This window comes from Ruegeria sp. AG6, assembly GCF_056541565.1.
The window spans coordinates 173205-198220 of sequence record NZ_JBQFYQ010000001.1 but is presented as its reverse complement, the minus strand read 5'-3'; the positions used below and the strand labels follow the sequence as shown (position 1 = coordinate 198220).

The following is a 25016-nucleotide window of genomic DNA, read 5'->3' as shown; positions in this document are numbered from 1 at the left end:
ACCTCATTCCGTCTTTTCGCCGGGCTTTTTGCCCAGAATGATCATCGACAACAGATCGTCATCGGTGACGTCTGCGATATCGACCGTTCCAACCAATTGCCCGTTCTTCATGACCGAGGCCCGGTCACACAGCTCCATCACCGCGTGTACATCGTGGTCGATCAGGAAAATCCCGATCCCCTGCGCCTTAAGCTGTTGGATCAGGTCCGCCACCATCTGTGTTTCGTGCGGGCCAAGTGCGGCCGTGGGCTCGTCCATGATCAGGATACGCGCGTTGAAATACACCGCCCGTGCAATGGCCACCGATTGACGCTGACCGCCCGACAGGGCCGAGACCGGATCATTGAACTTCTGAAAGTTCGGGTTCAGCTGCGCCATGATCTTGCGGCATTCCGCCTCCATCGCGGCGTCGTTGACCAGGCCAAAGGGCGTGACCATTTCGCGGCCCAGAAACAGGTTTGAACTTGCATCCAGGTTGTCCGCCAGCGCCAGCGTCTGATAGATCGTCTCGATATTGTTGGCGCGCGCGTCGCGGGGGTTGTTGATCTCGACCTTCTTGCCGTCGATCAGGATTTCGCCATGGTCCATCTGATAGGCGCCCGAAAGAACCTTGATCAGGGTGGATTTACCGGCCCCGTTGTGGCCCAGAAGGCCCACGACCTCGCCCGGGTAGAGATCTACCGACACATGGTCTACCGCCTTGATACCCCCGAAGGAAATTGAGATATCGCGCATTTCCACCAGCGGAGGCTGGCCGGACCCACGGCCCGAAGCTTGGTTCTGTGTTTCTTGAGCTTGCATCATTTCGCCCCCAGACGTTTGCGATAGACGATGTCGATATAGACGGCCAGAACCAGGACGGTGCCGACGACGATATTCTGGAACGGCGCATCCACGCCAACCATGGCCATGCCCGATTGCAGCGCCTGCATGATCAACGCGCCAAGGATTGCGCCGTAGATCGTTCCGATGCCGCCGGACAGCGCGGTTCCACCAATCACGGCAGCGGCAATAACGCGAAGCTCATCCAGCGTTCCGATATCATTCGAGTGATTGGCCAGCCGGGCCGAGGCCACAACCGCCGACAGCGCGCACAGGAACCCCATCAGGGCAAAGATCTTGACGGTCATCAAACGGGTGTTGATGCCCGACAACTCGGCCGCGTCCGGGTTGCCGCCGGTGGCAAAGATGTAGCGTCCAAAGCGGGTTTTGCGGGCCACAACGGTCAGCGTCACCGCCACAATGATCAGGATCAGGACCGAAATCGGGATGCCGTATCCCACAACCAGCCCTTCCGGCATGGTCTCGCCGCGCGCTTCGAACATGCGTTCAAGCCGACGTGTCGGGATGGCATAGCTGTTGACGATAAAGACATAGCCCATGATGGCAAGGCCGATGATCCCGGCCAGCGTTGTTTCAGCCCAGACCGGCTTAACAGGGAAACCATGAGCGGCTTTGGACCGGCGACCGCTCCACAACGCCCAGATCGCGATAGCGGTGGCGGCAAGGCCGAACAGGAGGCTGACGGTTGTTCCCAAGGTTCCGTTGGTGCCGCCAAACATCAGGAATGTGCTGTCCAGCGGGCCGATTGTCTGGCCGTCAGTCATGTACCAGGCGACGTTGCGCCAGACCAGAAACCCACCAAGCGTTACGATGAAAGCCGGAATGGTCAGATACCCTACCATCCAACCGTGGAACGCACCGATCATTGTCCCGACCGCAAGACCCACCACCAACGTGATCGCCCATGTCGCGGGGTGGTTCAATCCCATCCCCAACACGTTCGGCAACAGCTCGGTCTGTGTCATCGCCATGACGGCAGATGTTGTCGCCAGAAGTGCGCCGACCGACAGGTCAATGTGGCGCATGACGATGATGAACACCATGCCGCAGGCCATGATGGCGACCGAGACGGTCTGGATCGACAGATTGAACAGGTTTCTGGGCGTCAGAAAGCGGCCGTCCGTAAAGATGTTGAAGCCGATGCACAGGATGATGAAGGCGCCGATCATGCCCAATAGCCGCATATCCAGTTCCAGTTGCTGAAACAGGTTGGACTTTGCTTTTTGGGGTACCGGCTGAGACGAAGTTTCGGTCATATCCGATCTTTCATGTTCAGCTATGATCTCTGGCCCACCCTTGCGGGCCAGAGATATCATGGTTTGGAACTTGGATTAGTTACAGGGTGCAGGGCCGTTTTCGACGCCCTGACACAGGTCTTCCAACGGAATCCAGCCAGCATCGACCACAACGGACAGGTTGTCTTTGGTGATCGGTACAGGCGCAAGGAAGACCGAGTTCATCTCGGTTCCGCCGGGCGACGTCCATTTGATGGCGCCTTCAATGTCCTCGGGGCTGGTTCCGTTGCTCAACGCAACTGCAATTTCACCGGCAGCTTTGCCCAGCTCACGCGCATCTTTCCAGACAGAAACGGTCTGCGTGCCCTTGGCGACCCGGTTCAGCGCCGCGTGATCGCCATCCTGACCCGAGACCGGAATGCCTTCCATGCCCTGTGCGGTCAGTGCTGCAACAACGCCGCCAGCAGTACCGTCATTCGAGGCGACCACGGCATCAACGTTGTTTTCATTCGCGGTTAGGATCTGTTCCATGTTGCGCTGTGCGTTCGCTGGCAGCCAACCGTCGGTGTAAGCTTCACCCACGATGACGATATCGCCGCTGTCAACGGCGGCCTGAATGATCTCTTGCTGACCGCCGCGCAGGAAATCCGCGTTCGGATCCGTGGGCGATCCCTTGATCATCACATAGTTGCCTTTCGGCATCGCCTCGAACACCGCGCGGGCCTGCATCCGGCCAACTTCAACGTTATCGAATGTCAGATAGAAGGCACGGTCATCTTCGATCAGACGGTCATACGCGATGACCGGAATGCCTTCGTCTGCCGCCGCCTGCACAGCCGGGCCGATGGCCTGGGAATCCTGCGCCAGAATGATCAGCGCATCAACGCCCTGGGCGATCAGACTTTCAATATCCGACAATTGCTTGGCAGAAGAAGATTGGGCATCAGACGAGGTGTATTCCGCACCGCCCGCTTCCAGTGCAGCCTTGATCGCCGCTTCGTCGGTCTTCCAACGCTCTTCCTGGAAATTCGACCAGCTTACGCCGACCGTGGGCTCTGCGAATGCGGCTGTCCCCATCAGGACCGCCACGACAGAGGCGCTGAGAATTCGTTTCATGATTTCCTCCCGGTTTCATTGGGCCATCGTTTCATGATTCGTGGCCCCGATAATTCTGAGTAGCATATTTATTTCAGTCGGTAAAATATTTATGCTATCGGTAACTGAAAAAACCACCTAGGTTGAAACAGGGATCAGATTCGCGAGGGCAAGATGCTGAAAAGCAAAGCTTCTTCAAATGCCACGGACCAAAGGAACGTCACTCGCCTGCGCGTTCTGGAAAAAATCCGGGCCACAGGCACCATTTCGCGAATCGACATCGCCAGCGCGTTGGAGACCAGCCCAGCGACCATCACGACCGCCACTGCCGATCTGCTGTCTGCCGGTCTGATTGAGGAAATAGAAAGCGAAACATCTTCCAAATCAGCGCGCCGCGGCAGACCGCGGGTACAATTGAAACTGAATGGCGCGTCACATCTGATTGCGGGCGTGAAAGTCGCCCGCCAGCAGGTTTCAGTCATTCTCGTGGATTTCGAAGGAACCGAAATCACTTCGTACACGCATCCGCTGGACCAAGCCCGCATGGCCCCGAATGCGTTTGCCAAAAAGATCCGCGCCGTGCTTGATCAGGCCTGCGCCTCGGCAAACCGATCCCTTGCCGATTTGTCAGGTGTCTGCATCGGCATCGCTGGCCTTATCGATGCAAATCAGAACTTCGTGCATTGGTCATCTTCGCTGACGGAACGAAATGTGGATTTGAGCCCGCTGTTGTCCGAGGTGCTCCCCTGCCCTGCCTTCATCGAAAACGACGCCAATCTGGTCGCAAAGGCAGAACAGCTTTTCGGATTGGGAAAGGGGCTGAAGAATTTTTTGGTTGTTACGATCGAACACGGCATCGGCCTGGGCATCGTTCTTGATGGCAAGCTTTATCGCGGTGAACGCGGATGCGGCGCAGAATTCGGGCACCTCAAAGTTCAGTTGGACGGCGCCTTGTGTCAGTGCGGGCAGCGCGGATGCCTCGAGGCCTATGTGGGGGAATACGCCCTGATCCGCGAAGCCACGATCGCCAGTGAAGCAACGGATCCCCGCACTCTTGTCGATATACTCGCGGCAGCAAAAGCCGGCGACGCCCGATCCATTTCCGTTCTGGCCCGCGCGGGCCAAATGTTCGGGATGGGGGTTTCGAACCTGATCAATCTGTTCGACCCCGAATGCATTATCCTGTCCGGCGCCAGAGGTCGCTTTGATTACCTGCATTCGGACGAGGTGATGGCACGTGTCCAAAACGGCGTCGTCAGCGTCGACGCGCCGTTGCCGGAAATCAAGGTCAACCACTGGGGCGATTCAATGTGGGCAAAAGGGGCAGCGGCTTATGGGATTGAACAAGTCTCTATCCTGAAGGTCAGGGAACTGGCGGCTCATGCGAACTAAGATGGCAATCTTGCTTGCGGTAGGTTCCGCTGCCGCTGCGGACATCGCTCCACCCCGCTTTCAAAAGGTGGAAACCCCCGGCCATGTTTACGATGGCGGCTGGGAACATTTCGTCGGCGGGGGTGTCGCGGTCTTCGACTGCAATGATGACGACCGCCCTGAAATGTTCGTGGCTGGCGGATCAAACCCAGCACAATTGTTCATCAACACATCCGACACAGATGTCAGTTTTCTTCCGGATGCGCCAGGTCAGTTATCCTTGACCCGTGTGACCGGCGCATACCCGGTAGACATTGATGGCGATGGGATCCTGGACCTTGCGGTCTTACGCCTAGGCAAAGACCTGTTGCTGCGCGGCAAACCGAACTGCGCGTTCGAGCCGTTCACGGCACTGGGTTTTCAGCCTCAGGACCATTGGACCACCGGCTTTTCCGCCACTTGGGAACGCGGGCAAACCCTGCCAACGCTGGCCTTTGGAACCTATGTCGACCGAAGCAATCCGGACGGACCTTTTGAGGCTTGCGGGCCGACGCTTCTGTACCGACCCCAAGGCGAAAAGTATGGCGATCCTGTCCGTTTGGAACCCGGTCACTGTTCCCTTTCGATCCTGTTTTCCGATTGGGCGCGCACGGGCCGCGCGGATCTGCGTGTCAGCAATGACCGCCACTACTATGTGCGTGGTGGGCAAGAGCAATTGTGGGCTATGGAAGACACCCCGCGCCTGTACAGCAAGGCCGATGGATGGCTGCCCTATTCGATCTGGGGCATGGGGATCGCCTCGCGGGATCTGACCGGTGACGGTTTTTCCGATGTTTACCTGACGTCCATGGGGGACCAGAAATTCCAGGTTTTTGATCCTGCATCAGATGGGCCAACATGGCGGGATGCAACCTACGACCGTGGAACAACGGCACACAGGCCACATGCAGGAGGTGACGGCCGCCCCTCGACCGGCTGGCATGCACAGTTCGGGGACGTCAACAATGACGGGCTGGACGACATTTTCGTCGCCAAAGGCAATGTTGAGCAGATGCCCGACGCGGCGCAGAACGACCCCAACAACCTGTTGATGCAGACCGCCGACGGTCAGTTTGTCGAAACAGCATCAGAGGCTGGTGTCGCGTCCATGGCAAAGTCCCGCGGCGGGGCGCTGACGGATTTCAACGGGGATGGGTGGTTGGATTTGGTGGTGGTCAATCGCGGCTCGGACCTTGAGGTTTTCCAGAATGAACCGACGACCGGCAACTGGCTCATGATTGATCTCGGCCAGAGCCACCCCAACAGACAGGCAGTCGGCGGTTTTATCGAGGTCAGGACGCCCGAGGGCGTTCAAACCCGCGAAGTGACCATTGGCGGGGGGCACGCCAGCGGAATTGCAGGGTTCCACCACTTTGGTCTAGGAAACTTCGAAACTGCGGAAATAAGGGTGATCTGGCCTGATGGTGAGCATGGAGATTGGCAGAAGGTAGATGCCAATCAGGTGATCCGCCTCAGCCGTTGATCATTGATCGACGGGCAATCCGCTGGGAACCGTTTGGGGAACACCCAGCCGCACAGCCGGATCTTCCAGCGTGCCCAGAAAACTCAAGATGGCATCGACCTCGTCATCACTCAGGTCGATGGGCGCCAGATCGTTCGACGCTGCTATGGCTTCGACATGCTGGGGGTCAAGCAAAGCCTTTTGATCCTCTGCCCCGAAAAACTCTGGCAGGTCAGCCATTTCGATGGCGTAGTTCCGCAACGCGGAAAACGGATCCAGATGATGGCGCACGACATCTTCAAGCCGTGCGTAGGCACCGCTGTGGCCATATGGCGCCGTCAGGGTCACGTTGCGCAGCGAAGGCGTGCGGAATGCGAAGGCATCATCCTTGTCGCCCGTGACGCGCAGTCGCCCGTCATCCCGCACATGATTTTCGAAACGGGCTGATTTTCCGGGGCCGATCTGAGGCATGGCGATGGAATGGAACCCGTGATCGGTCTGGAACCAGCCGGAATGGCAGGCACTGCATCCAGCCTTTCCGTAGAACAGCGCCATCCCCAGCTGCGCTTGTTCGGGCAGCCTGTCTTCGCCTCGCATCGCACGATCAAACAGGCTGTTGTCAGCCCGCCACTCAAACGCGATGAAATCGGCAATGACATTGGCGATTGCGGTAAAGGAGATGTCTTCTCCGGGCGCGATGTCATCAAATCGCCTTTGATACTCTGGTATCGCCGCCACGCGCGCGGCGATCAGATCCCAGGCGCCACCCTCTTGGGTCAGCAAGCCGAGTCGTACGGCCTTGCTCACCTCGTTTTCAGAATAATGCCCCGCCATTTCGTCAGGCGACAGCACCGGAAACATCGCCTGCGCTGCCAAAGCCGATTTGAACCCCGGCCTCATATGCGTCCCCAACGGCGTTCTAATGCCATTGGGCTGTGACGGATCCGCCTCGAGGCGACCGTCATGAAAAAACGTCGTGAATTCCAGCGCCCCGAGATTCCACATCGCGGGCGAGTTCCGGGGAATGCGCTGTTCGGGCGCATTGTCTTGTGTGACCTTGCGCTGACCACCCAGCCCGATCCCACCTTCGCCGATACCCAGTGAAAGCCCGTCGGACGTTCCCAGCTTCGGATGATGACAGGTTGCGCAGCTTATGTTCTTGTTGCCCGACAGGATCGGATCGTAGAACAGCAGTTGCCCCAACTCTGCGTTAGCAAAGTCAGGTTCGATGAATTCCGGTTTCGGACCAAAGTCTTGCGCCTGAGCAATTGAAAGCGACATCCAGATGCCTACGGCATTTGCTGCAATCTGAAGTCTCATGATCGTTCCTCGGAAATCTCAAGTGTCAGAGTTTGTCGATACGGGTTGTCCGGCGTATGGATGACGGACGGGAACGCAGGGACATTCACGGCGTTCGGATATCCTGACGGCTCAATGCACAGCCCCGCACACGGGCTAAATCGGCCTGACAGATGTGCCCCGGCATAGACCTGTGCGCCGGGTTGATCTGAATACAGGTTCATCCTCAATCCCGAAGGTGCCGTGACCTCTGCCACCGGATGATCATGGGTTCCACTTTCATCAAACACAAAATAATGGTCCAGCTCGCGCCCCTCTGCCCCGACGGTGCGGGACAACGCGAAATCTGGCACATTATCGCCGGCGGCTGAGATATCTCCAGAAGGAACGGAACGCGCGTCCAGCTCCAGCACCCGGTTCGATCTTAACCTGAGCCGGCAGTCCATGATATCCTCTGGACAGCCCAGAGTGTAATAATTGTGCTGCGCGATGCTGATCGGCGTTGGGCGATCCGGACGCGCCCTGATTGTATAGATCAGACGCGGACAGGTCAGTTCGACATGCACCTCGAAATTGACCGCTCCGGGAAAACCGCCTTCACCGTGAGGTGAAGTCAAGGACAGAACCGACTGATTTGGAGAGGTTTTCACGATATCCCAGTATTTGCGTGACAGCCCGCTCGGACCACCATGCAGCGTGGTCGGCCCTTCGTTTGCTGTCAGGTGATGAACACGCCCCTGCAATGCAAACTTTGCCCCGCCGATGCGGTTGGCCACTCGCCCGACCATCGCGCCAAGGTAGAACGGGTCCGACAGGTAATCCTGCGGGTTTTCGTAGCCCAATATCAAAGGTGTTTCGCCAAGCCACCAGCCTTGCGTGATTGCGCCATAGTTCAACAGGGAAACGGACATGTTTCCGTCTTCCAGAAGGACCTGCTCGACAGGCATGCGTTTGGGATCAGTCATCAGCGCGCGGCCAAAGGGGACAAAGCAGCATAGTATTCGCGATACCGCTGATATTCCGCCTCATATGCGCCGGTCAGTTCGAGACGTGGTTCAACACGCTCAGCGACTTCCGGGGACAGCATGACATCCTTGGGGTCGGCGCCGTCCACCGCACATGCAGCAAGACGCGCTGCGCCTATGGCTGCGCCAAACCCACTTCCATCGGGCACAGCAAGCGGCGTGTTCAGAACCGTGGCCAGCGTTTCCAGCCAAAACCGCGACCGCGCCCCGCCACCGACGACCAGCAGACTTTCGGGATTGGTGCCCGTGCTTTTGAGCGCCTCCAAACAATCGCGCATGGCAAAGGAAACCCCCTCTGTCACGGATTGCGTCAGGTCAGCGGGTTCCGATGCGATATCCAGCCCCAGGAATGCCCCGCGTATGTCACTGTCGTTATGGGGCGTCCGTTCACCGGACAGGTACGGAAGGAAGGTGATCATTGACGGCCCCTTCACCGAATCCGGCAGGGTCGACGCCAGCGCACCGACGGGTTGACCGAGGTGACGCGACAGCCAGTTGAGACTGTTGGTGGCCGACAGGATCACACCCATTTGAATCCAGCGATCCGGAACCGCATGACAAAAGCAATGAACAGCTGTTTCCGGCGCGGGCGCATAGCTTTCCTTTGCGACCAGCAGCACACCCGAAGTGCCCAAGGAAAGAAATCCGCTGCCCTCACCAATACTTCCGATACCGCAGGCCGCTGCCGCATTGTCACCGGCCCCGCCGGCAACCACGACGGGCCCGGTCAAGCCCCACTGCCCGAGGATCTCTGACCGCAGTTCTCCGCCTGCCGAACTGCCTTCAACCAGGTCTGGCATTTGGTCCCAGCGCATGTGGCTTTGATCCAACGCGGTGACTGACCATTCTCGCTTTCCAACGTCCAGCCACGCCGTACCGGCGCTGTCGGACATGTCGCTGACATAGGAACCGGTGAGCCAGAAACGCAGATAATCCTTCGGAAGCAACACTTTGGATGTCTTTTCAAACACGTCGCGCTCGTGTCTGCGCACCCATTCCAGCTTGGGTGCGGTGAAACCCGGAAAAACGATGTTCCCGGTGATCGCGCGCATCGATGGCAGACCATCCAGCTCCGCAGCTTCCTGCGCTGATCTCGTGTCGTTCCAAAGGATACAGGGCCGCAGCACTTTGCCATCCCGATCCAGCAACGTGGCACCGTGCATGTGGCCGCTCAGACCAACGCCGCGCACCGCAGAAAATGCAGCACCATTCAACGCGCGCAATTGGGCAACGACGTTTTGGCAGGCTTCCACCCAATCGGACGGATCTTGTTCCGACCAGCCGGGATGCAACGTCGATGTCTCAACACCTGCTTCGGCTTCGGCGACGACTTTGCCCTCTTCGCTGACCACAATTCCCCGAAGACCTGACGTCCCCAAATCCAGACCGAGATACACGCGATTTTCCCCCTTCGTATGCCGCACGGATCGCGGGCGCAACAAAGCGCACCCCAAGCCGATGTCAGACCTTACCAGCACAGTTTGCGCTAACACAACAATCCGAAACAAAAGATGGCCGGTATTTTTGCGGGCCGCCTCACAGACCGCGTGAGATCACCGGCAAACCCGATCATGGTTTAACTGAACTCAGCTGGACCGGAAAATTTTTCGAATTGCCTGACGCAGATTTCACGTAAACAGTTCAACCAGTTCTCAGCCCGCTGATTTCGTTTTGACTGACCCTCTGGAAACGAAAACAGCCTCAGGAAGGAATGCGTCGAATGCAGTCACATGCCAAGGTTGTCGTCGTAGGAGGCGGATGCGTTGGGGCTTCGGTTCTTTATGGGCTGACGCAGCACGGGTGCACAGATGCAATCATGCTGGAGAGAACGACGCTGACCTCCGGCTCTACCTGGCATGCGGCGGGTCTGCTGGTCACCTTCGTGCGATCCCACAACGTTTCGAAGATGACGATGGAGACCATCCGCATCTATTCCGAAGTCGAAAAGAAGATCGGCGCCTCGGTCGGACTGCGCCAGGTGGGCCAGTTGCGCGTTGCCAATACGCAGGAACGCTGGGACGAGTTCCTGTCCTATGTCTCGATTGCCGAAGCTGCCGGTGTGCCCTGCAAACTGCTGACGCCAGAAGAAATCGCCGAACTGCACCCTCTGCTCAACCAATCGGAACATATTCGCGGCGGCATCCTGCATACCGAGGACGGCTATGTGAACCCTGCTGACATCACCATGGCAATGGCGAGGCTAGCGCGCGAGAAAGGCGCCAAAGTGTTTCAGAACACCGAAGCGCAGGCTTACGAAAAACTGGAAAACGGTCATTGGAAGGTGACAACCAATCAAGGTGAGATCACTTGCGAACATCTTGTCTTCGCGACCGGAAACTATGCCCGCGAAAACGCGCGCCGTGTTGGTCTGGATCTGCCTTGCATTCCAATCGTTCACCAATATTGGACGACCGAAACCGTTCCGCTGCTGAAAGAACGCCGCGCGCAAGGGTTGCCCGAGTTCCCGATCCTGCGGGATGAAGATTACGGTGCGTATCTGCGCGAAGATGTGGGCGGCATTCAGTTCGGTCCTTATGAGTTCACCAAAGACCTCAAGCTATTTGCCGAAGATCGCGTGCCGCCTGACTTTGGCGCCGACCTCTTGCCCGAAGATTTCGACGCGGTCCAAACGCAGTGGGAGCGTGCCATCGAGCGGGTTCCAACACTTGGTGACGTGGGTATCAAGGCCAACACCCGAGGTCCGTTCCAGATGACACCGGACGAGTTGCCGCTTGCGGGACCCGCACCGGGGCATGAAAACCTGTGGCTGGCCGAAGGCATGCCCGGCGGCATATTGTGGGGTGGAACCGTTGGTGAACGTCTGGCCCGCTGGATTGTCGATGGGGATCCGGGCATGGACATGTCCGAACTCGACCCCCGCCGTTTTTCGGATTACGCGTCCAAGCGGTGGACCATGGACAAGGTGCGCGAAACGTGGGGAACCCACATGAACGCGCACATCCCCGGAGAGGATTTTCCCGGCGCGCGCCCGATGAAAACGATGGGGTCCTACGATCTGCTGAGCGCGCATGGCGCCGTCTGGACCAGCTTCAACGGATATGAGTTCCCGCGCTGGTTCGCCAAATCGCGCGAGGACGCTGTTCCGGAACATTCCTTCCGTCGCACCAACCACATGGAACGCGTTCAGAAAGAGGTACTCACCACCCGTGACGTGGCCGGATTCATCGAGATGTCGCCGATGACCAAGTTCACCCTGCGCGGACCCGGGGCCGCCAAATGGCTGGATGGCCTTATGGCGAACAGGCTGCCCAAAGTGGGGCGAATGACCCTGTCGCTTTTGTTGAACCCAAAGGGTGGCATGGATGCGGAATACACGGTCGTCCGCTATGCCGAGAATGATTTTTACCTGGTCTCCACCCCGAATTGGCGCGCCTACAACTGGGATCAACTGCAACGTTTGCTGCCCAATGACAGCTCTGTCCTTCTTGAGGATGTTTCAGAACAACTGGGCGTGATTGCACTGGCAGGCCCCAAGGCACGAGAGATCCTGCAACCATTGACCGACAATGATCTGTCGAACGAAACCTTCCCCTGGCTTTCTGCGCAAATGGGTGAAGTGGGGTACGCCAAGGGCGTTCATCTGCTTCGCGTGTCCTATACCGGCGAGCTGGGGTGGGAACTGCATCATCCGGTCGGTTACAACCGCCATCTTGTTGACCTGCTGCTGAAGGCCGGTGTGAAACCTTTCGGGCTTGAGGCACTGGAATCCATGCGTCTTGAAAAGTCTTATCGCGCCATCAATCGCGAAATCTGCAAGGACATGACGCCATACGAGGCCGGCCTTGATCGGTTCGTGGTAACAGATGGTCGCGACTTCATAGGCAAGGCCGCTCTTTTGAAACAGAAAAAGGATGGCGCGTACCGGCGGTTGGTCACGCTGAAACTGCCCTTTGGCGAAACATCGGTGATGTTTGACGAGGGTGTCTATGCTCAGGGCAAGCTGATCGGCCGTGTTACCTCGGGCGGGTTCTCTTATTATTGCAACCACGACATTGCGATGGCACTACTGCCACAGAACATGACGGCGCCCGGAACGAAAATGCAGGTGCTGGTCCACAATGAGATGCGCGACGCCGTGGTCATCGACACATGTGCTGTCGATCCCGCAAACACACGCCCGCGCGCTTGAGTGCGAAACAGAAAGACGGGACTCGAACGGATGACCGAACAACCGACAAAAACGCTTTCTCTTGCCGAAGTTCGGGACTTGGCCAAATCGGTTCTTGTTTCTGCCGGAGCGGACACGCGCAGCAGTGATGTACTTGCCGATATCGTCACCCGGTCTGAACGGGACGGCCCGCGCAGCCACGGGTTGCGCATGTTGCCGGTCTATGTCCAAAGCTTCACGTCCGGCTATGCCAACGGGCACGCGAAGCCCAAAACCGAAAAGGTTGCCCCGGGCGTTTTGCGCTGTGATGCCGACAACGGGTACTATCAGGTTGCAGCGACAGCAGCCCGCGAGGATCTGATCGCGATGGCCCGGGAAAACGGGATTGCCGCGTTCACCTGCGCGAACTGCCACCATCTGGGTGCGTTACGGTTTGACACAGAACCTTTGGCCGAAGCCGGATTGGTGGCCTTTGCCGTGATCAACTCGTTGTCCATGGTGGTTCCGCAAGGTGGGGTTCGCCCGGTTTTTGGCACCAACCCCATGTCTTTTGCCTGCCCGCGTGATGGCGATGCGCCCGTGGTCTGGGATCAGGCCTCGTCCATGGTGGCCCTCATGGATATCCGCATGGCCGCCGCCGAGGGGCACGACCTGCCCCGCCCTGCCGGTCTTGATCCCCAAGGCGAGCCCTCAACAGACCCAAATGCCATCCTTGAAACCCGCAGCCTATTGCCGTTCGGAGAGCATAAAGGGGCCGCGATCGCCTTCATGGTAGAGGTGTTGGGCGCCGCGCTGGCGGGAGGAACCCTGTCCGTGGACAACAAAGAGCGCGAATCCTTCGGTGCCCTGAACATCAAAGGTGGAGCGACCCTGATTGCCATCGATCCCACCCGGTTCGGCAACGCGGCCTTCAACGAATATGTCGCCCGCATCTGCGACGAGATTTCCGGCAACGGGTCCGCCCGGGTTCCGGGCGACGGTCGCCTTGCAAAACGGGCAGCCGCCGAAGCCCATGGCATCGACGTGAGTACCGAGGTTCTGGCCGCACTTGGCTGAAACTGAAATCACCCGCCATCGAATAGCCGGACGGCACCTGCCCGGCTTTCCAACCACGCCACTCAATGGCCGCCGAAATAGGCCTCGAGCAAGCGTTTGTCATTTCTCAGTTCGTCAGCCGTGCCCGACGTCTGCATCCGCCCGGACTCCAGCACATAGATGCGGCTGGCAAGCGACAGGGCAAAATTGGCATTCTGTTCCGTGATGACGACGGTCAGCCCGTATTCCTTGTTCAGCTGACGGACGACTTCGGCAATCTCGTGACAGATCTTCGGGGCAAGACCGATCGTCGGCTCATCGACAAGCAGCAGTTCCGGGCTGGTCATCAAGGCCCTGCCAAAGGACACCATCTGCCTTTCCCCGCCGGATTGGGTCGACGTCTCCTGCCCTTCCCGTTCTTGCAGACGCGGGAAAAGACTGTGCACCATCTCAAGGTTGTTTTCGATGTCGTCTCGTGCGGTGAAGGCCCCCACCATCAGGTTGTCGCGCACCGACATATAGGGGAACAGGTTGAACCGCTCGGGCGCATAGCCCACCCCGTGACGCACGATTTCCGAAGGGCTTCGACCGGCAAGGCTGTGCCCGCGCAACCGGATGTCGCCTTCGATTTTCACAAGGCCCATGATGCTGTCCAACAAGGTGGATTTACCTGCACCGTTCGGGCCGACCACGGCGACAATCTCACCGGGCTGCACCGTGATCGATATATCGGTCAACGCCTGGGCCTTGCCGTAAAACGCGGACAGGTTCTCGATTTCCAGATAGGACATCAGACGCTCCCCAGATACGAGGCTTGAACGGCCGTGTCGTTCATCACGTCGCTGAACGCGCCTTCGGCAATCATGGTGCCCCGCTCGATGGCGATGGCGCGGTCGATCAGCGGTTCCAGCGCCGGCAAATCATGGCTGACGATCAAAAAGGTCATCCCGTCCTTGCGCATGGATTGTATGAGATCGGAAATCTGCGCGATTTCACCGACTGTCAGACCTGCAAACACCTCGTCCAGCAACATGACACGCGGTGCGGTGGCCATGGTTCGGGCCATTTCAAGCTTGCGCAGATCACCCATGGCCAGTTCGGCGGGTGAGCGGCTCAGATCCGTTTCCGTGAACCCGACACTCAGCGCGAGCTCTTTTTCCCTGTCCGTATCCGGCGGCGAAACGATCATGCGCCAGATGTCGTCCGGCATCAGGCCCACCCTGATGTTTTCTGCAACACTCATGTCGCCGAACGGCCGAGGTATCTGATAGGTTCTACTGACCCCGGCCCGGATACGCTGAGGCGTCGACAGCGCCGAAATCTCATTGCCGAACAGCTCGATCGTACCGCTGTTCTGCCGCAATTCGCCCATGATCTGGCTGAATACCGTCGTCTTTCCCGCGCCATTCGGACCGATCAGGCCCAGCGACTCTCCTTCTTGCAGGGAAAAGGACAGATCATTCGTGGCCACCAGCCCGCCGAACCGTTTGACAAGACCTGAAACTTTCAGCGCAACGGTCATGCCAGCCCCCCTTTCCGCAGTCTTTGAAAGCCGCGTTGCACAAGTTCAACCAATCCTTTTGGCTGATACATGTAGAGAAGCAGTGCGATGGCACCGTAGACGAAATACCGTTCAGCCCCGGGAAGCACGGGGCGCAGGTATTCCAGAAGAAACGTCATGAAGAACGCACCGATCATGGGGCCGATGATGGTCGATGTTCCGCCCAGCAAGGCCGCCACGATGATGGTGAAAAGAAAGTTGATGTCAAACAGCGCGCGGGGCGCAAGTGAGCCCAGGTAATGGACATAGAACGCTCCGCCCAGACCTGCGATGAACGCGCTGGTCAGAAACGCAAAGGCCTTCAACCGCGTGGTGCTGAGGCCCGAACCGCGCACGCTTTCTTCATTCATCCCGATGGCGGCCAGTGCAGTGCCCAGCCGGGTTTTCATCAGCAGCCACATGCTGACCGCCACGCTGAGCATCAAGGCCGTGGACAGGTAGTAGCCGTTTGCCGCGCCTCGTGTCAGGGTCTGAATTCCCGACATCCCGCGTGTGCCGCCGGTCAGATCCGGACGGATCACCTGAACCAGCTGATAGAGCAGCTCCATGAAAGCCAGTGTGACCAGCGCGAAGTAGCTGCCGCGAATGCGCAGAGCGGGCAACAACACAATCAGGCCTGCGATCATCGTAACCAACACGGCCACAGGGATTGAGATTTCGACTGGCACGTCAAACCGTTTGGTCAGGATGGCAGTCGTATAGGCCCCGATACCGATCAGGAAGGGATGCCCGAAACTCACATACCCGGTCCTGCCCGACAGCACATCCCAGCTGATGGCGAAGATGGCCAGATAGTTGGCAAAGATCATCGTGCGCAGCGTCCCGTTCGAGACGACCTGGGGCAACAGCAGCATCCCCGCAATCAGGCCGCCCCAAAGGACAAAGTGAAACCAGCGCAAACCCATGTTACAACTCCTCGCGGCCGAACAGGCCCTGCGGTCGCGTCACCAGCACGCCGATGATCAGCAGCATGGTGAAGACACCGCGCAGTTCCGGCGCCAGGGTGGCGACAACGATGACTTCGAGAAAGCCGACGATATGAGCAACGACCAGCGTGCCGATGATCGACCCGATGCCGCCCACAATGACGACGGCCACCGAGATGATCAGAGGTGCAACCCACATTGACGGCGAAAGCTGCGTATAGCTGGCGAAAAATACGCCGCCCAGCGCACCCAGTGCCCCTGAGATACCCCATGTGATCAGGTTGATCCGATCCGGGTCGATCCCTGAAATCGCGGCCCCCTTGGCGTCCATCGACACCGCCTGCATCGCCCGCCCCGTATGTGTCAGGCGGACAAAAGCATACAGGCCCAGCAAAATGGCCCAACTGATCATCGTTGCGATCAGGATATTATAGGTGACGGACGCTCCGGCCACGTTGATCACGCCCGGCACGATCGGCAGCAGGATCTTGCTGCTGTCGCCAAAGACAAGAACGATCCCGGCCTGAATCACGACCGCCAGGATCAGCGTCGATATTTCGACGGCTACGTGATCCCCTTTCAGGGTCTTGACGATCAGGCGGTATTTCAGCACCCCCATCAGAACGCCCAGAACCACGGCCACTGCGACGCCCATCAGCTTTGACATTCCCAGCGTCTGGGACACCCAGAAATACATATACCCGCCGACCATCAGATAGGCACCGTAGGCCAGGTTCAGGACCCGACCGATGCTGAAGATCAGCGTGAAACCCATTGCGATAAGCGCATAGAGACCGCTGAGCAAAAGCCCCTGGATCAGTATCTGCAACATGTAAGGATCCCTGGCTGCGGGTGCGCGCGCCCGCGCACCCATTTCAAGCTAAGCGAACGGACAGGTTACTGTTTGACCCAGCTTGGCAAAGTGAATTCACCCGTCGCGTATTTCTCGGGATAGACAACGGCGGCGGTGCCGTCCTCGTACCACTGGACCACGACCATTGACGGCGCGGCATCGTCGAACGGCTCGGACAGATCAAAACGGATATTGTGCGGGTAAGTACGGCCAGTCACGGGCTCTACCTCGTCATCGCCCCAGAATGCGTAACGCAGCCACAACTGGCCATCCAGTTCTAGAACCAGATCCTGTTTCTTCATCGCATCGGCCCAGCCTTCGACATTGTCGAAACCGCCAGCCTCTTCGGCTGCGGCCATCGCCTGTTTCAGCCCATGATAGGCGTTGAACCCGTTGAAATGCGGCAGCAGCGGGCGGCTGTCATACTTCGCCTGATAGGTATCGACAAACTCCTGGCTGGCCGGATCGAGCCGAAACCCGACCGAAGGGATCGGAGACAGGGTCGAGATACCGCCACCGGCACCACCCGTATCTTCCCAATATTCCATACCCAGCGCAGCGACGTTCACGCCCGTCATCGCCATCGGCACCTGGAGTTTCACGTATTGCGATGACACAACCTGCGAATTCACCGACGAGACCTGATAGATGAAGTCCGCCCCGGTATCCTGCGCACGGCTGAAGATCGGAGCAAAATCGACGGTGGCGACGTCATACGTGATGATGTCCTTGACCTCGATACCCGCAACCGGTGCAAGCGCTTCGGTGACAAGGCCGGTGATCGCCTCGCCAAAGGCCGTATCTTCCGCCAGAATGACGACGGAATCCCACCCCATTTTTTCCTTCAGAACATCCGCGCCAAAGTTGATGTACAACGTGGCTAGCGCCTCATCCGAGGCGATGTTCATGAAATAGGGCGCCATGCTTTCAGGGTCTTCGACCACCATGTCGATGATGCCGATGTAGGATGTCCAGGTGTCCAGCGTCGGAATCCGGTATTCCTGCATGCGGGGCAGCCATCCCAGCGACACATCGTCAATCGAGCCCGAGATGATGAAATCAACCTCTTCCGTTTCCGCAAGGTATTCATAGGCCCGGATGCCCTCGGTCGGGTCCTGTCCGGTATCCGCCGAGACCAGGGTGATCTGTTCGCCCATCACGCCGCCATTTGCGTTGAGCTCTTCAATCGCAATCTCGGCCCCGCGCAGCGTCGACAATCCGGTGTCCGAGGAAAGCGACCCAATGAATCCTACCTTGATTTCCGCTCCGGCCGCCGAGGCCATGAGCGCGATGCATGTTCCGCTGAGCAGCGCTGTCTTGATCATCACATTAGCTCCCTGTGTCTCATTATGCCTTCTTGTATTCTGTATACAGTACACAAGACGATGGTTCGATCAATTCCTTTCTTGAAGACTCATGTTCAGAATCCGCTGATTTCGCCGTTTTCATGGTGGATCACGGCATCCACGTCGATTTCCACCATCAGCCCCGGCTGAGTCAGCCCAGCCTGAACAGCCGTCAGAACCGGATCGATCCCCTTAAAAACTTCGCCATGCGCCTGCGCGAACGCGCCCGCTTGGGAGAGATCGGTCAGATAGGCGCGAACCCGCCCCACATGTCGCAGTTCGGCGCCAACCTCTTTCAGTGCGTCATCGATGCGAGACAGGATGTAAAAGGTCTGCGCACCAACGTCCCCGGGCGCGTGGATGCGGCCCGTCGGCTCGATGGCCGTTGTTCCGGCAACCCAGACAAAGGGGCCGATGCGCTTGGCCCGAGAGTACGAGGCCACCTCTTCAAACCGTCCGCCGGATTTCCAAAAACGCAGGGTCACAGGCCCAGCCTCACCCGGATCGCTTCGGCCGCGTTTTGCAATGCCGCGTTTTCTTCGGCGGTTAACCGCAACTCCTCGACCTCAACCAATCCGCCTGCACCCAGATGGGCTGGCACGCCCAGCACGACACCGTCGATGCCGTATTCCCCGTGCAGCATGACCGAAACCGGAACCGGGCCTGTACGCGCGCCCCGAATGTGATCAATCAATTCGATCGAGGCATGAGCCGGAGCTATCGTTGCAGAACCTGATTTCCGAAGCGCGACCACCTGACCGCCCCCGGTGATCGCATCCTGAACACAGGCTTCGATCTGTTCGCGGGACAGAAATACATCCAGCGGACGGCCTTTGATCCTGGCGCGGCTGGGGATCGGGGCCATTTCGTCCCCATGACTGCCAAGCGTGAAGGCTTCGACGTCCGCAGGCGTGACACCCGCAGCCATTGCCAGCGCGTTGCGAAACCGGCTGCTGTCCAGCGTTCCTGCCATACCCAAAACCTGTTCGCGGGGGAAACCTGTTGCACGCAGCATCTCGACCGTCATTTCGTCCAGCGGGTTGGTCACCACGATCACGATGGCATTTGGTGCGGCTGACCGGATCGCTTCGGCCGACTGACGGATCACGCGGGCATTCACATCGATCAGATCGGCACGTGTCATGCCCGGACGGCGGGCTCGTCCGGCCGTGACGACGACCACATCCGCCCCGGCCACCAGATCCATCGCTTCGCCACCGACACATCGGGCCCGCGCACCGGTGATCCCGGACGTATGATTTAGGTCCAGCGCAGTCGAAGCCGCCAAACCCGGAGTGATGTCGATCAGCGCGATTTCATCCGCCATGTCCGCCATTGCCGCCAGATGCGCGATATTGCCGCCAACACCCCCCGCCCCGATCAAGGCAAGTTTGCCCAGCCTGCGGGCTTTGCGCGGCGCACGCGAAGGGGCAACCCATTTGGGTGAACGGCGATACAGCACCCGGCGCATGGAAACAGCACCATCCGTACGCGGCGGTTTCGGTCGCTCGAGCGGGCCATCCACCAAGGAGATACCAACACGCTCTGCGGTTTCACGCGCAAGGGCCGTCACGATGTCACCCGGCAAAACCTCGAATACGATCCTGCCCCGACGGCGCGCATCCTCGACCGCATCCGAGCCTATGACGCGTGGTGTTGCCATCAGCCGTCCTGCCCGTCCACCGCCTCGATTGCACGCGTCGCGGCCTCGACGGCGGTTTTGACCGAATTTTCAGACCCCGAGATGAACAAGCGACCAAACCGCCCCACCGCACGCACCTCGACGATGTCAATCTCGGCGGCCTTTTCGGCCTCATTCGCGGCAATCGAGATATAGGCGGCCGGCGCGCATTCCACGATCCCCAACGTCTGCCCCGGCACGATCAATGCGCCCTTGCGCCATTTGTTCAAAAGCTGCGCCTGATAGGGCTCGACACTTGTGATGATTTGTGTGGAACTGATGGCAGGCTTCAATCGATCCGTCATGGAAGCCCCAAGTTCGGCCAGCATCGCGTCCCGTGCAGCGGACACTTCGGCGTTTGAAGGCGAGCGGAGGATGAAGAATCCGAACTCGCGCTCGACCATCTGCGTCGTCGCTTCGACCGAGGACGACTTGAGCGCCCGGTCGATCAGCGAGAATACACCATTGCCCGGCGCGAACTCTCCGATCAGCACGGTGTCACCGGACAAAGGCACTGACCCTTGCACCGTCGCGCCGTTGTAGGCGGCGAATTTCGGTTGCAGGTTGTCGATCTGCATCAGCGCCCGGATCGTGATCTCGCTCATGCGCCATACTCCTCGTAAATGTCGCGCCAGGGTCTACTTTCATACGCGACCCGCTTGATGTTGATGAGATGCAGGGCGGTGACGTTGTCCGAGGTGATCGACCCCGACCACGTACCGGTACCCAGCATAAAGGATGGTTCAAGGTCGGTGGAATACCCCATGCCGCCCATGATCCCCGGCGTATTCACCAGGACCCGCCCCGTGGGCACGGTGGAAAACCGAGCGACTACCTCGGGGTCATCGGCATGGATGACCGAGGAATGTCCCCAACCTTCGAATTTGGCAATGGATTGCGCCAGTTCGATGCCGTGATCGGTGGACTTCGCCTCGTAAAAGGCCAGCACCGGGTTCAGCTTTTCAGCCGAAAGCGGGCGTTGCCACCCCACTTCGGTCTCTTCCGACACCAGGCAGCGCGTGCGCGGCGGAATCGAGAACCCCGCAGCATCGGCCAGCGCCTGAGGGCTTTGGCCGACGCGTTCGGGATCCATTGCCTGAACACCCTTGAAGATGACCCGAGCCAGCCGATCGGCCTCGGCCGGGGTACAGAAATAAGCGCCTTTGAGTTTCAGTTCATGGCGCAGATCGCGTGCAATTTCAGGATCGGCGACCACGGCCTGTTCGCTGACACAAGCCGTGCCATAGTCAAAGCTTTTTGACGTCACGATCATCTCGGCAACTTCGGACAGATCGCGCGCCTTGGACTTGTGCACGTAACACGGCACGTTCCCCGCCCCGACCGCAAGCGTCGGTTTGCCGCTGGAATAGGCAGCCTTTACCATGGCAGGGCCACCTGTCGCCATGACAACCGACGTGCGGCGATGCTTCATCAACTCGGCGGTGCCCTGAATGGTCACGGCGTCCAGGCATTGTATCAACCCTTTGGGCGCGCCCATCTGTTCGGCAACGCGCGCCATGATGCGGACGGTTTCCTTCCCGCATTCCACGCCGCGCGGATGCGGGGCACAGACGACGGCATTTCCCGCCTTCACCGCAGACAGAACCTTGTAGATGATCGTGGAGGTCGGATTTGTCACCGGGATAAGCGCCGCGACCACACCCATCGGCTCTCCGAAAGCCGCGATCTTTGTCGCATCGTCCCGCCACAGCAGGCCCAGCGTCGTGACATCCCGCAGGTAATCGGCGACCGACAAGGCGTTAAACAGATTCTTGACCCGCTTGTCTGCTACGTTGCCGTACCCGGTTTCCTCGACCGCCAATTGCCCCAAACGTTCGGCTTCAGGTTCGATCGCCCTAGCCATGGCATCGACGATGGCATCCACCTGTGTCGGGTCGGTACCGAGAAAGGCGCGATAGGCTTCGAAAGCCGTTTCAGCAGCGCGCCGTGCGGCGGCGATGGATTTCAGATCAGCGTCCATCACGAGGCTCCGGTGGCAATGGTGTCAAAGATACGGCGGGCCTGATCGACATCGCCTGCGGAAATTCCGATGGTTTCCAGCCTGCGCCCGGACGCGGCCACGTCAGCGCCCAGGATGCGATCCGTCATGCAGATCAGGCTTTCCGTCAGAGGCGCAGTCAAACCTGCGATCTGTGCGGCGGAAACAAGGGGCACCAATGATCCCAAGACGCCATCGCGCATCAACTGACGTGCGGCCTGCCGATCCGGGACCGGACGCGCGCCCGCCCCCCGCTCGGCGCCGGCATAGGTCGCGATCCAGTCATCGGTCTCGGGCAGGTTTCGAACGCCAAAGGCCTTAGCGACCTGCCGCCTTTCGCTAGCCAACCCGTGGATCACCTCATGCTGTTCCGGCCCTATGAGCGCAGAGAATGTCCGGTTGCCTTCCAGCGGCACCCCGCCCATCGGCACATCCGGTCCACCGGCCCCCAGCCCCGCGCCACCAAGGATCAACGCCGGAATCTCGACCGCTGCGGAAAGATCGGCAAAGCCTGAGGCCAGAACCGAATCCAGCGGCTTGATGTTCGAAAGATAGGGTTGCAGCGCTTCAAGAACGTCCGCGCGGCCTCGGGGCAATGTCGCAGCCGCCATCGGTGCCGCCTGCGTCAGGGTCAGGCCCGCACCTTCGGCCTGGTACCAGTATGGCAGGCCCTGCGCCTCGACCAGAGTGACGTCGGCAGTGCAGCCGCCTATTCGCAGCATCCAGACCGCTTCGACCGCGCCCAAAGAGCGACCGGGCGCCAGAACAAGCACCTGCCCATCGTGCAGATGATCGGCCAGCACCATCGCATAGGTGCGCTGTTTGTGGATCGGTCCGGTCAGAAAGATCGCCTGTGCGTCCTGCACTGCTGCATCCAACTCTGCCGTGGTGCGGATTGAAGGCCCGTCGCGATCCACCTGATACGTGCCCACAGGCCCTTCGCCGCGAATGCCAATGCCCGAGGATTGGGCAAGCAATGACAGTTCCGCCCCATAGGCCGAAAACAGTGTAACCTCAGCCCCTTCCGCCAGACACAGTGCTGCCAGAAGACGGGCATCCGAGCCGCCACCCAATACTGCAATGCGCTCAAACCTTTGGGCAACAGGTGCATCCCGTGTCGCGCCACGTGTCACCGCGCGCGTGAAATCCTCGAAACCGGCTGACATGGTACCTCCTCAAAGGGGTTGATCAGGCCGACGACCCGGCACCCAGCCCGTCGATGATTGCCTCAAGCTCGTCATGCGGCCGCGCGATCACGTGAACCGAGACCACCTCGCCCACCTTGTTGGCCGCTGTCGCGCCTGCATCGGTGGCGGCTTTGACCGCGCCGACCTCACCGCGCACAAGGGTCGTCACCAACCCGCCGCCAGCTTTAGTCTGACCCACGATGGCAACGCTGGCTGCCTTGACCATCGCATCGGCGGCTTCAATCGCGCCGACCAGGCCGCGTGTTTCGATCATGCCCAGGGCCATCTGCCCCGCCACTGGTTTCGCCATTTTCTGTTCCTCCAAAAATAGATGTTTCGCGTATTGTGATTCAGGTCGTCGAGACGCGGTCGATCACCGCGATGATGGCCATGTCCACAGGGGCCGTGGACAACCCGGCCGCCATGCGGGCCGCAGACCCGCTGACAACCAGCACCGTATCCCCGACCCCAGCGCCGCAGGTATCGACCGCAACCCGCGCGGGATCGATCAGGCTGCCCTTGCTGTCGACCAGATCCGTCACCAGCAGCTTTGCTCCGACCAGCCTGGCGTCCTTGGCAGTTGCCGTGACAGTTCCAGCGACCTTGCCCAAGTGCATCAGAACGCCCTCAGGTAGCGGTCCAGTTCGACCTGTGTGACCTGTTGATTGAAGAATTCCAGCTCTCGCTCGGCCTGTTGCAGGACCAGTTCCCACTGCATTTCACCCATGACATCGCGCAGCCATTCCGACCCGCGCGCCAGATCGATGGCGGTTGGCAAATCGGTTGGAATTGGATCTCCGATCCCTTCTTCATACCCGTTGCCTGTCGTCGGCTCCGAAGGGGACAGCCCCTGTTCGATTCCGTCAAGCCCGGCGGCAATCTCGGCCGCAAGCAACAGATACGGGTTGGCGTCCGCACCGGCATCGCGCTTTTCCACCCGCACGGCACTGTCCGAGCCTTCGATGACACGGATACCAACCGTCCGGTTGTCATAGCCCCAGCTCGTGTTGATCGGGCAGAAGGTATAGGGCTGGCGACGGCGATATCCGTTGACCGTGCCGCTGCCGCAAATCGCCGTCTCGCACATGCGCTTTTGCAGGCCTGCGATGAAGGATTTTCCGGTGTCGTTGATCTTGCCGTTGTCGGCAAAGGCGTTTTTGCCGTCTTTCCACAGCGAGTAGTGCGTATGAAACCCGTTGCCCGATTGATCAAAAAACGGCTTGGGCATGAAAGTCGCCAGATAGTCGTGCGCGATCCCCAACTGGCGGATCAGGGATTTGAACAGAACGACACGATCCGCAGCTGCCAAAGCTTCACCATAACGAATGTTGACCTCGATCTGGCCGGCCGCATATTCCGGGTTCGACTGTTCGATGGGAATGCCACATTCGTTGATCTGCTGACGGATCGGGCCAACGATGTGTTCCATCCGGGCGGCGCGGCCCAGGCCATAGACCTGGATGCCCGTGTCGCGGGGCTGGCCGGTTTCTGGGTCCAGCAGATAGAACTCCAATTCCGTGCCGACATTCACCTCGAACCCCATGTCGCGGGCCCGGTCCACCTGCCGCACCAAAGCCTGGCGCGGATCGATCGGCACCGGTTTGTGATCCATGCCCTCAGCGCGGCCAAAACAGACGGCCACGCCCGGTTCCCACGGGACAGCAACAGGCTTTGTCATCGGAAAGACATGCATGTCGGGATAGCCATTGTCGAAATTGACGTAAGGCGTATCCCAGACGTCGCAGGTCATATCGATCGCCAGCAGTGCAATCGACAGAGCATTGCCGCTTTTGCAGACATGATCCCAATGGCTGGCCGGAATGCGCTTGCCACGCATGATGCCGTTGAGATCCCCGACACCAAGAATGACGGTATGTGTGCCCTCGGGCAGATCAAACCCCGAACTCATTTGCGCGTGCTCCCTGTTTTT

The 25016-nt window shown here is 59.2% G+C and carries 23 protein-coding genes; 4 read left to right on the top strand and 19 right to left on the bottom strand.

The annotated features are described in order from the left end of the window. Positions 1 to 3: 3 nt before the first annotated feature. From ACR0I0_RS00950 to xylF, 3 genes are all read right to left on the bottom strand, one after another. Complete coding sequence (locus ACR0I0_RS00950) at positions 4 to 801, bottom strand: ATP-binding cassette domain-containing protein (RefSeq protein WP_171633864.1); 798 nt, start codon at positions 799 to 801, stop codon at positions 4 to 6. Continuing rightward, a complete protein-coding gene (locus tag ACR0I0_RS00945; protein WP_480489819.1) occupies positions 801 to 2099 on the bottom strand; it encodes a sugar ABC transporter permease in 1299 nt (432 codons plus the stop codon). The genes ACR0I0_RS00950 and ACR0I0_RS00945 overlap by 1 nt, the downstream gene beginning before the upstream one ends. A gap of 75 nt (positions 2100 to 2174) precedes the next feature. Further along, positions 2175 to 3194, bottom strand: a complete 1020-nt coding sequence (gene xylF, locus ACR0I0_RS00940; protein WP_480489817.1) for a D-xylose ABC transporter substrate-binding protein — start codon at positions 3192 to 3194, stop codon at positions 2175 to 2177. A 153-nt stretch (positions 3195 to 3347) separates the two neighbouring features. On the opposite strand from xylF, the gene ACR0I0_RS00935 reads away from it, so the two are divergent. Continuing rightward, positions 3348 to 4565, top strand: coding sequence for an ROK family transcriptional regulator (locus ACR0I0_RS00935; RefSeq protein WP_171633497.1), 1218 nt, complete (start codon positions 3348 to 3350; stop codon positions 4563 to 4565). A gap of 1 nt (position 4566) precedes the next feature. After that, the gene (locus ACR0I0_RS00930; protein ID WP_480489815.1) at positions 4567 to 6066 is read left to right on the top strand and encodes a CRTAC1 family protein; all 1500 of its coding nucleotides are present in this window, start codon (positions 4567 to 4569) and stop codon (positions 6064 to 6066) included. Here ACR0I0_RS00930 and ACR0I0_RS00925 read toward each other — a convergent pair whose 3' ends face one another. The 3 genes from ACR0I0_RS00925 to xylB are packed head-to-tail and all read right to left on the bottom strand — an operon-like array spanning position 6067 to position 9766. Continuing rightward, positions 6067 to 7365, bottom strand: coding sequence for a cytochrome-c peroxidase (locus ACR0I0_RS00925; protein WP_480489813.1), 1299 nt, complete (start codon positions 7363 to 7365; stop codon positions 6067 to 6069). After that, a complete protein-coding gene (locus ACR0I0_RS00920) occupies positions 7362 to 8309 on the bottom strand; it encodes an aldose epimerase family protein (RefSeq protein ID WP_480489812.1) in 948 nt (315 codons plus the stop codon). Before ACR0I0_RS00920 ends, ACR0I0_RS00925 begins: the two co-directional genes overlap by 4 nt. After that, positions 8309 to 9766: a xylulokinase gene (gene xylB, locus ACR0I0_RS00915; protein WP_480489810.1), complete on the bottom strand. Its 1458-nt coding sequence runs from the start codon at positions 9764 to 9766 to the stop codon at positions 8309 to 8311. The genes ACR0I0_RS00920 and xylB overlap by 1 nt, the downstream gene beginning before the upstream one ends. A 323-nt stretch (positions 9767 to 10089) precedes the next feature. Between xylB and ACR0I0_RS00910 the strand changes: the two genes are divergently transcribed. After that, positions 10090 to 12519 (top strand): GcvT family protein, encoded by a 2430-nt coding sequence (locus ACR0I0_RS00910; RefSeq protein WP_480489808.1) that lies wholly within the window; start codon positions 10090 to 10092, stop codon positions 12517 to 12519. Between the two features lie 30 nt (positions 12520 to 12549). Then, positions 12550 to 13554: an Ldh family oxidoreductase gene (locus ACR0I0_RS00905; protein WP_480489806.1), complete on the top strand. Its 1005-nt coding sequence runs from the start codon at positions 12550 to 12552 to the stop codon at positions 13552 to 13554. A 62-nt stretch (positions 13555 to 13616) separates the two neighbouring features. On the opposite strand, the gene ACR0I0_RS00900 is transcribed toward ACR0I0_RS00905, so the two are convergent. The 13 genes from ACR0I0_RS00900 to ACR0I0_RS00840 all read right to left on the bottom strand — a co-directional run bounded on the left by ACR0I0_RS00900 (position 13617) and on the right by ACR0I0_RS00840 (position 24995). Then, the gene (locus ACR0I0_RS00900) at positions 13617 to 14324 is read right to left on the bottom strand and encodes an ABC transporter ATP-binding protein (protein ID WP_152457508.1); all 708 of its coding nucleotides are present in this window, start codon (positions 14322 to 14324) and stop codon (positions 13617 to 13619) included. Beyond that, a complete protein-coding gene (locus ACR0I0_RS00895; protein WP_171119617.1) occupies positions 14324 to 15055 on the bottom strand; it encodes an ABC transporter ATP-binding protein in 732 nt (243 codons plus the stop codon). The genes ACR0I0_RS00900 and ACR0I0_RS00895 overlap by 1 nt, the downstream gene beginning before the upstream one ends. Next, the gene (locus ACR0I0_RS00890) at positions 15052 to 15999 is read right to left on the bottom strand and encodes a branched-chain amino acid ABC transporter permease (protein ID WP_171119494.1); all 948 of its coding nucleotides are present in this window, start codon (positions 15997 to 15999) and stop codon (positions 15052 to 15054) included. The genes ACR0I0_RS00895 and ACR0I0_RS00890 overlap by 4 nt, the downstream gene beginning before the upstream one ends. 1 nt (position 16000) lies before the next feature. Then, positions 16001 to 16852, bottom strand: coding sequence for a branched-chain amino acid ABC transporter permease (locus ACR0I0_RS00885; RefSeq protein ID WP_480489803.1), 852 nt, complete (start codon positions 16850 to 16852; stop codon positions 16001 to 16003). 65 nt (positions 16853 to 16917) lie between these two features. After that, positions 16918 to 18198, bottom strand: coding sequence for an ABC transporter substrate-binding protein (locus tag ACR0I0_RS00880; RefSeq protein WP_171170476.1), 1281 nt, complete (start codon positions 18196 to 18198; stop codon positions 16918 to 16920). A 95-nt stretch (positions 18199 to 18293) separates the two neighbouring features. After that, positions 18294 to 18704 carry a Rid family hydrolase gene (locus tag ACR0I0_RS00875; protein WP_171633517.1) on the bottom strand — a complete coding sequence of 137 codons (411 nt, stop codon included), beginning with the start codon at positions 18702 to 18704 and terminating at the stop codon, positions 18294 to 18296. Next, on the bottom strand, positions 18701 to 19882 hold the full coding sequence (locus ACR0I0_RS00870; RefSeq protein WP_480489801.1) for a malate dehydrogenase: 1182 nt from the start codon (positions 19880 to 19882) through the stop codon (positions 18701 to 18703). The genes ACR0I0_RS00875 and ACR0I0_RS00870 overlap by 4 nt, the downstream gene beginning before the upstream one ends. Then, positions 19882 to 20505 (bottom strand): BMC domain-containing protein, encoded by a 624-nt coding sequence (locus ACR0I0_RS00865; protein ID WP_480489799.1) that lies wholly within the window; start codon positions 20503 to 20505, stop codon positions 19882 to 19884. The genes ACR0I0_RS00870 and ACR0I0_RS00865 overlap by 1 nt, the downstream gene beginning before the upstream one ends. Next, positions 20502 to 21881, bottom strand: coding sequence for an aldehyde dehydrogenase family protein (locus ACR0I0_RS00860; RefSeq protein WP_209833535.1), 1380 nt, complete (start codon positions 21879 to 21881; stop codon positions 20502 to 20504). Before ACR0I0_RS00860 ends, ACR0I0_RS00865 begins: the two co-directional genes overlap by 4 nt. Then, complete coding sequence (locus ACR0I0_RS00855; protein WP_480487113.1) at positions 21881 to 23065, bottom strand: hypothetical protein; 1185 nt, start codon at positions 23063 to 23065, stop codon at positions 21881 to 21883. The genes ACR0I0_RS00860 and ACR0I0_RS00855 overlap by 1 nt, the downstream gene beginning before the upstream one ends. 22 nt (positions 23066 to 23087) lie before the next feature. Beyond that, on the bottom strand, positions 23088 to 23396 hold the full coding sequence (locus tag ACR0I0_RS00850; protein ID WP_117869464.1) for a BMC domain-containing protein: 309 nt from the start codon (positions 23394 to 23396) through the stop codon (positions 23088 to 23090). Between the two features lie 40 nt (positions 23397 to 23436). Then, positions 23437 to 23703 (bottom strand): EutN/CcmL family microcompartment protein, encoded by a 267-nt coding sequence (locus tag ACR0I0_RS00845; RefSeq protein ID WP_152457497.1) that lies wholly within the window; start codon positions 23701 to 23703, stop codon positions 23437 to 23439. Beyond that, positions 23703 to 24995: a glutamine synthetase family protein gene (locus ACR0I0_RS00840; protein WP_171639763.1), complete on the bottom strand. Its 1293-nt coding sequence runs from the start codon at positions 24993 to 24995 to the stop codon at positions 23703 to 23705. Before ACR0I0_RS00840 ends, ACR0I0_RS00845 begins: the two co-directional genes overlap by 1 nt. Positions 24996 to 25016: the final 21 nt, after the last annotated feature.

Excerpts from the sequence above, each read along its gene's own strand:
- ACR0I0_RS00950 (WP_171633864.1), bottom strand. The coding sequence starts at position 801 with ATGCAAGCTCAAGAAACACAGAACCAAGCTTCGGGCCGTGGGTCCGGC.
- ACR0I0_RS00945 (WP_480489819.1), bottom strand. The coding sequence starts at position 2,099 with ATGACCGAAACTTCGTCTCAGCCGGTACCCCAAAAAGCAAAGTCCAAC.
- xylF (WP_480489817.1), bottom strand. The coding sequence starts at position 3,194 with ATGAAACGAATTCTCAGCGCCTCTGTCGTGGCGGTCCTGATGGGGACA.
- ACR0I0_RS00935 (WP_171633497.1), top strand. The coding sequence starts at position 3,348 with ATGCTGAAAAGCAAAGCTTCTTCAAATGCCACGGACCAAAGGAACGTC.
- ACR0I0_RS00930 (WP_480489815.1), top strand. The coding sequence starts at position 4,567 with ATGGCAATCTTGCTTGCGGTAGGTTCCGCTGCCGCTGCGGACATCGCT.
- ACR0I0_RS00925 (WP_480489813.1), bottom strand. The coding sequence starts at position 7,365 with ATGAGACTTCAGATTGCAGCAAATGCCGTAGGCATCTGGATGTCGCTT.
- ACR0I0_RS00920 (WP_480489812.1), bottom strand. The coding sequence starts at position 8,309 with ATGACTGATCCCAAACGCATGCCTGTCGAGCAGGTCCTTCTGGAAGAC.
- ACR0I0_RS00910 (WP_480489808.1), top strand. The coding sequence starts at position 10,090 with ATGCAGTCACATGCCAAGGTTGTCGTCGTAGGAGGCGGATGCGTTGGG.
- ACR0I0_RS00905 (WP_480489806.1), top strand. The coding sequence starts at position 12,550 with ATGACCGAACAACCGACAAAAACGCTTTCTCTTGCCGAAGTTCGGGAC.
- ACR0I0_RS00900 (WP_152457508.1), bottom strand. The coding sequence starts at position 14,324 with ATGTCCTATCTGGAAATCGAGAACCTGTCCGCGTTTTACGGCAAGGCC.
- ACR0I0_RS00895 (WP_171119617.1), bottom strand. The coding sequence starts at position 15,055 with ATGACCGTTGCGCTGAAAGTTTCAGGTCTTGTCAAACGGTTCGGCGGG.
- ACR0I0_RS00890 (WP_171119494.1), bottom strand. The coding sequence starts at position 15,999 with ATGGGTTTGCGCTGGTTTCACTTTGTCCTTTGGGGCGGCCTGATTGCG.
- ACR0I0_RS00885 (WP_480489803.1), bottom strand. The coding sequence starts at position 16,852 with ATGTTGCAGATACTGATCCAGGGGCTTTTGCTCAGCGGTCTCTATGCG.
- ACR0I0_RS00880 (WP_171170476.1), bottom strand. The coding sequence starts at position 18,198 with ATGATCAAGACAGCGCTGCTCAGCGGAACATGCATCGCGCTCATGGCC.
- ACR0I0_RS00870 (WP_480489801.1), bottom strand. The coding sequence starts at position 19,882 with ATGGCAACACCACGCGTCATAGGCTCGGATGCGGTCGAGGATGCGCGC.
- ACR0I0_RS00865 (WP_480489799.1), bottom strand. The coding sequence starts at position 20,505 with ATGAGCGAGATCACGATCCGGGCGCTGATGCAGATCGACAACCTGCAA.
- ACR0I0_RS00860 (WP_209833535.1), bottom strand. The coding sequence starts at position 21,881 with ATGGACGCTGATCTGAAATCCATCGCCGCCGCACGGCGCGCTGCTGAA.
- ACR0I0_RS00855 (WP_480487113.1), bottom strand. The coding sequence starts at position 23,065 with ATGTCAGCCGGTTTCGAGGATTTCACGCGCGCGGTGACACGTGGCGCG.
- ACR0I0_RS00850 (WP_117869464.1), bottom strand. The coding sequence starts at position 23,396 with ATGGCGAAACCAGTGGCGGGGCAGATGGCCCTGGGCATGATCGAAACA.
- ACR0I0_RS00845 (WP_152457497.1), bottom strand. The coding sequence starts at position 23,703 with ATGCACTTGGGCAAGGTCGCTGGAACTGTCACGGCAACTGCCAAGGAC.
- ACR0I0_RS00840 (WP_171639763.1), bottom strand. The coding sequence starts at position 24,995 with ATGAGTTCGGGGTTTGATCTGCCCGAGGGCACACATACCGTCATTCTT.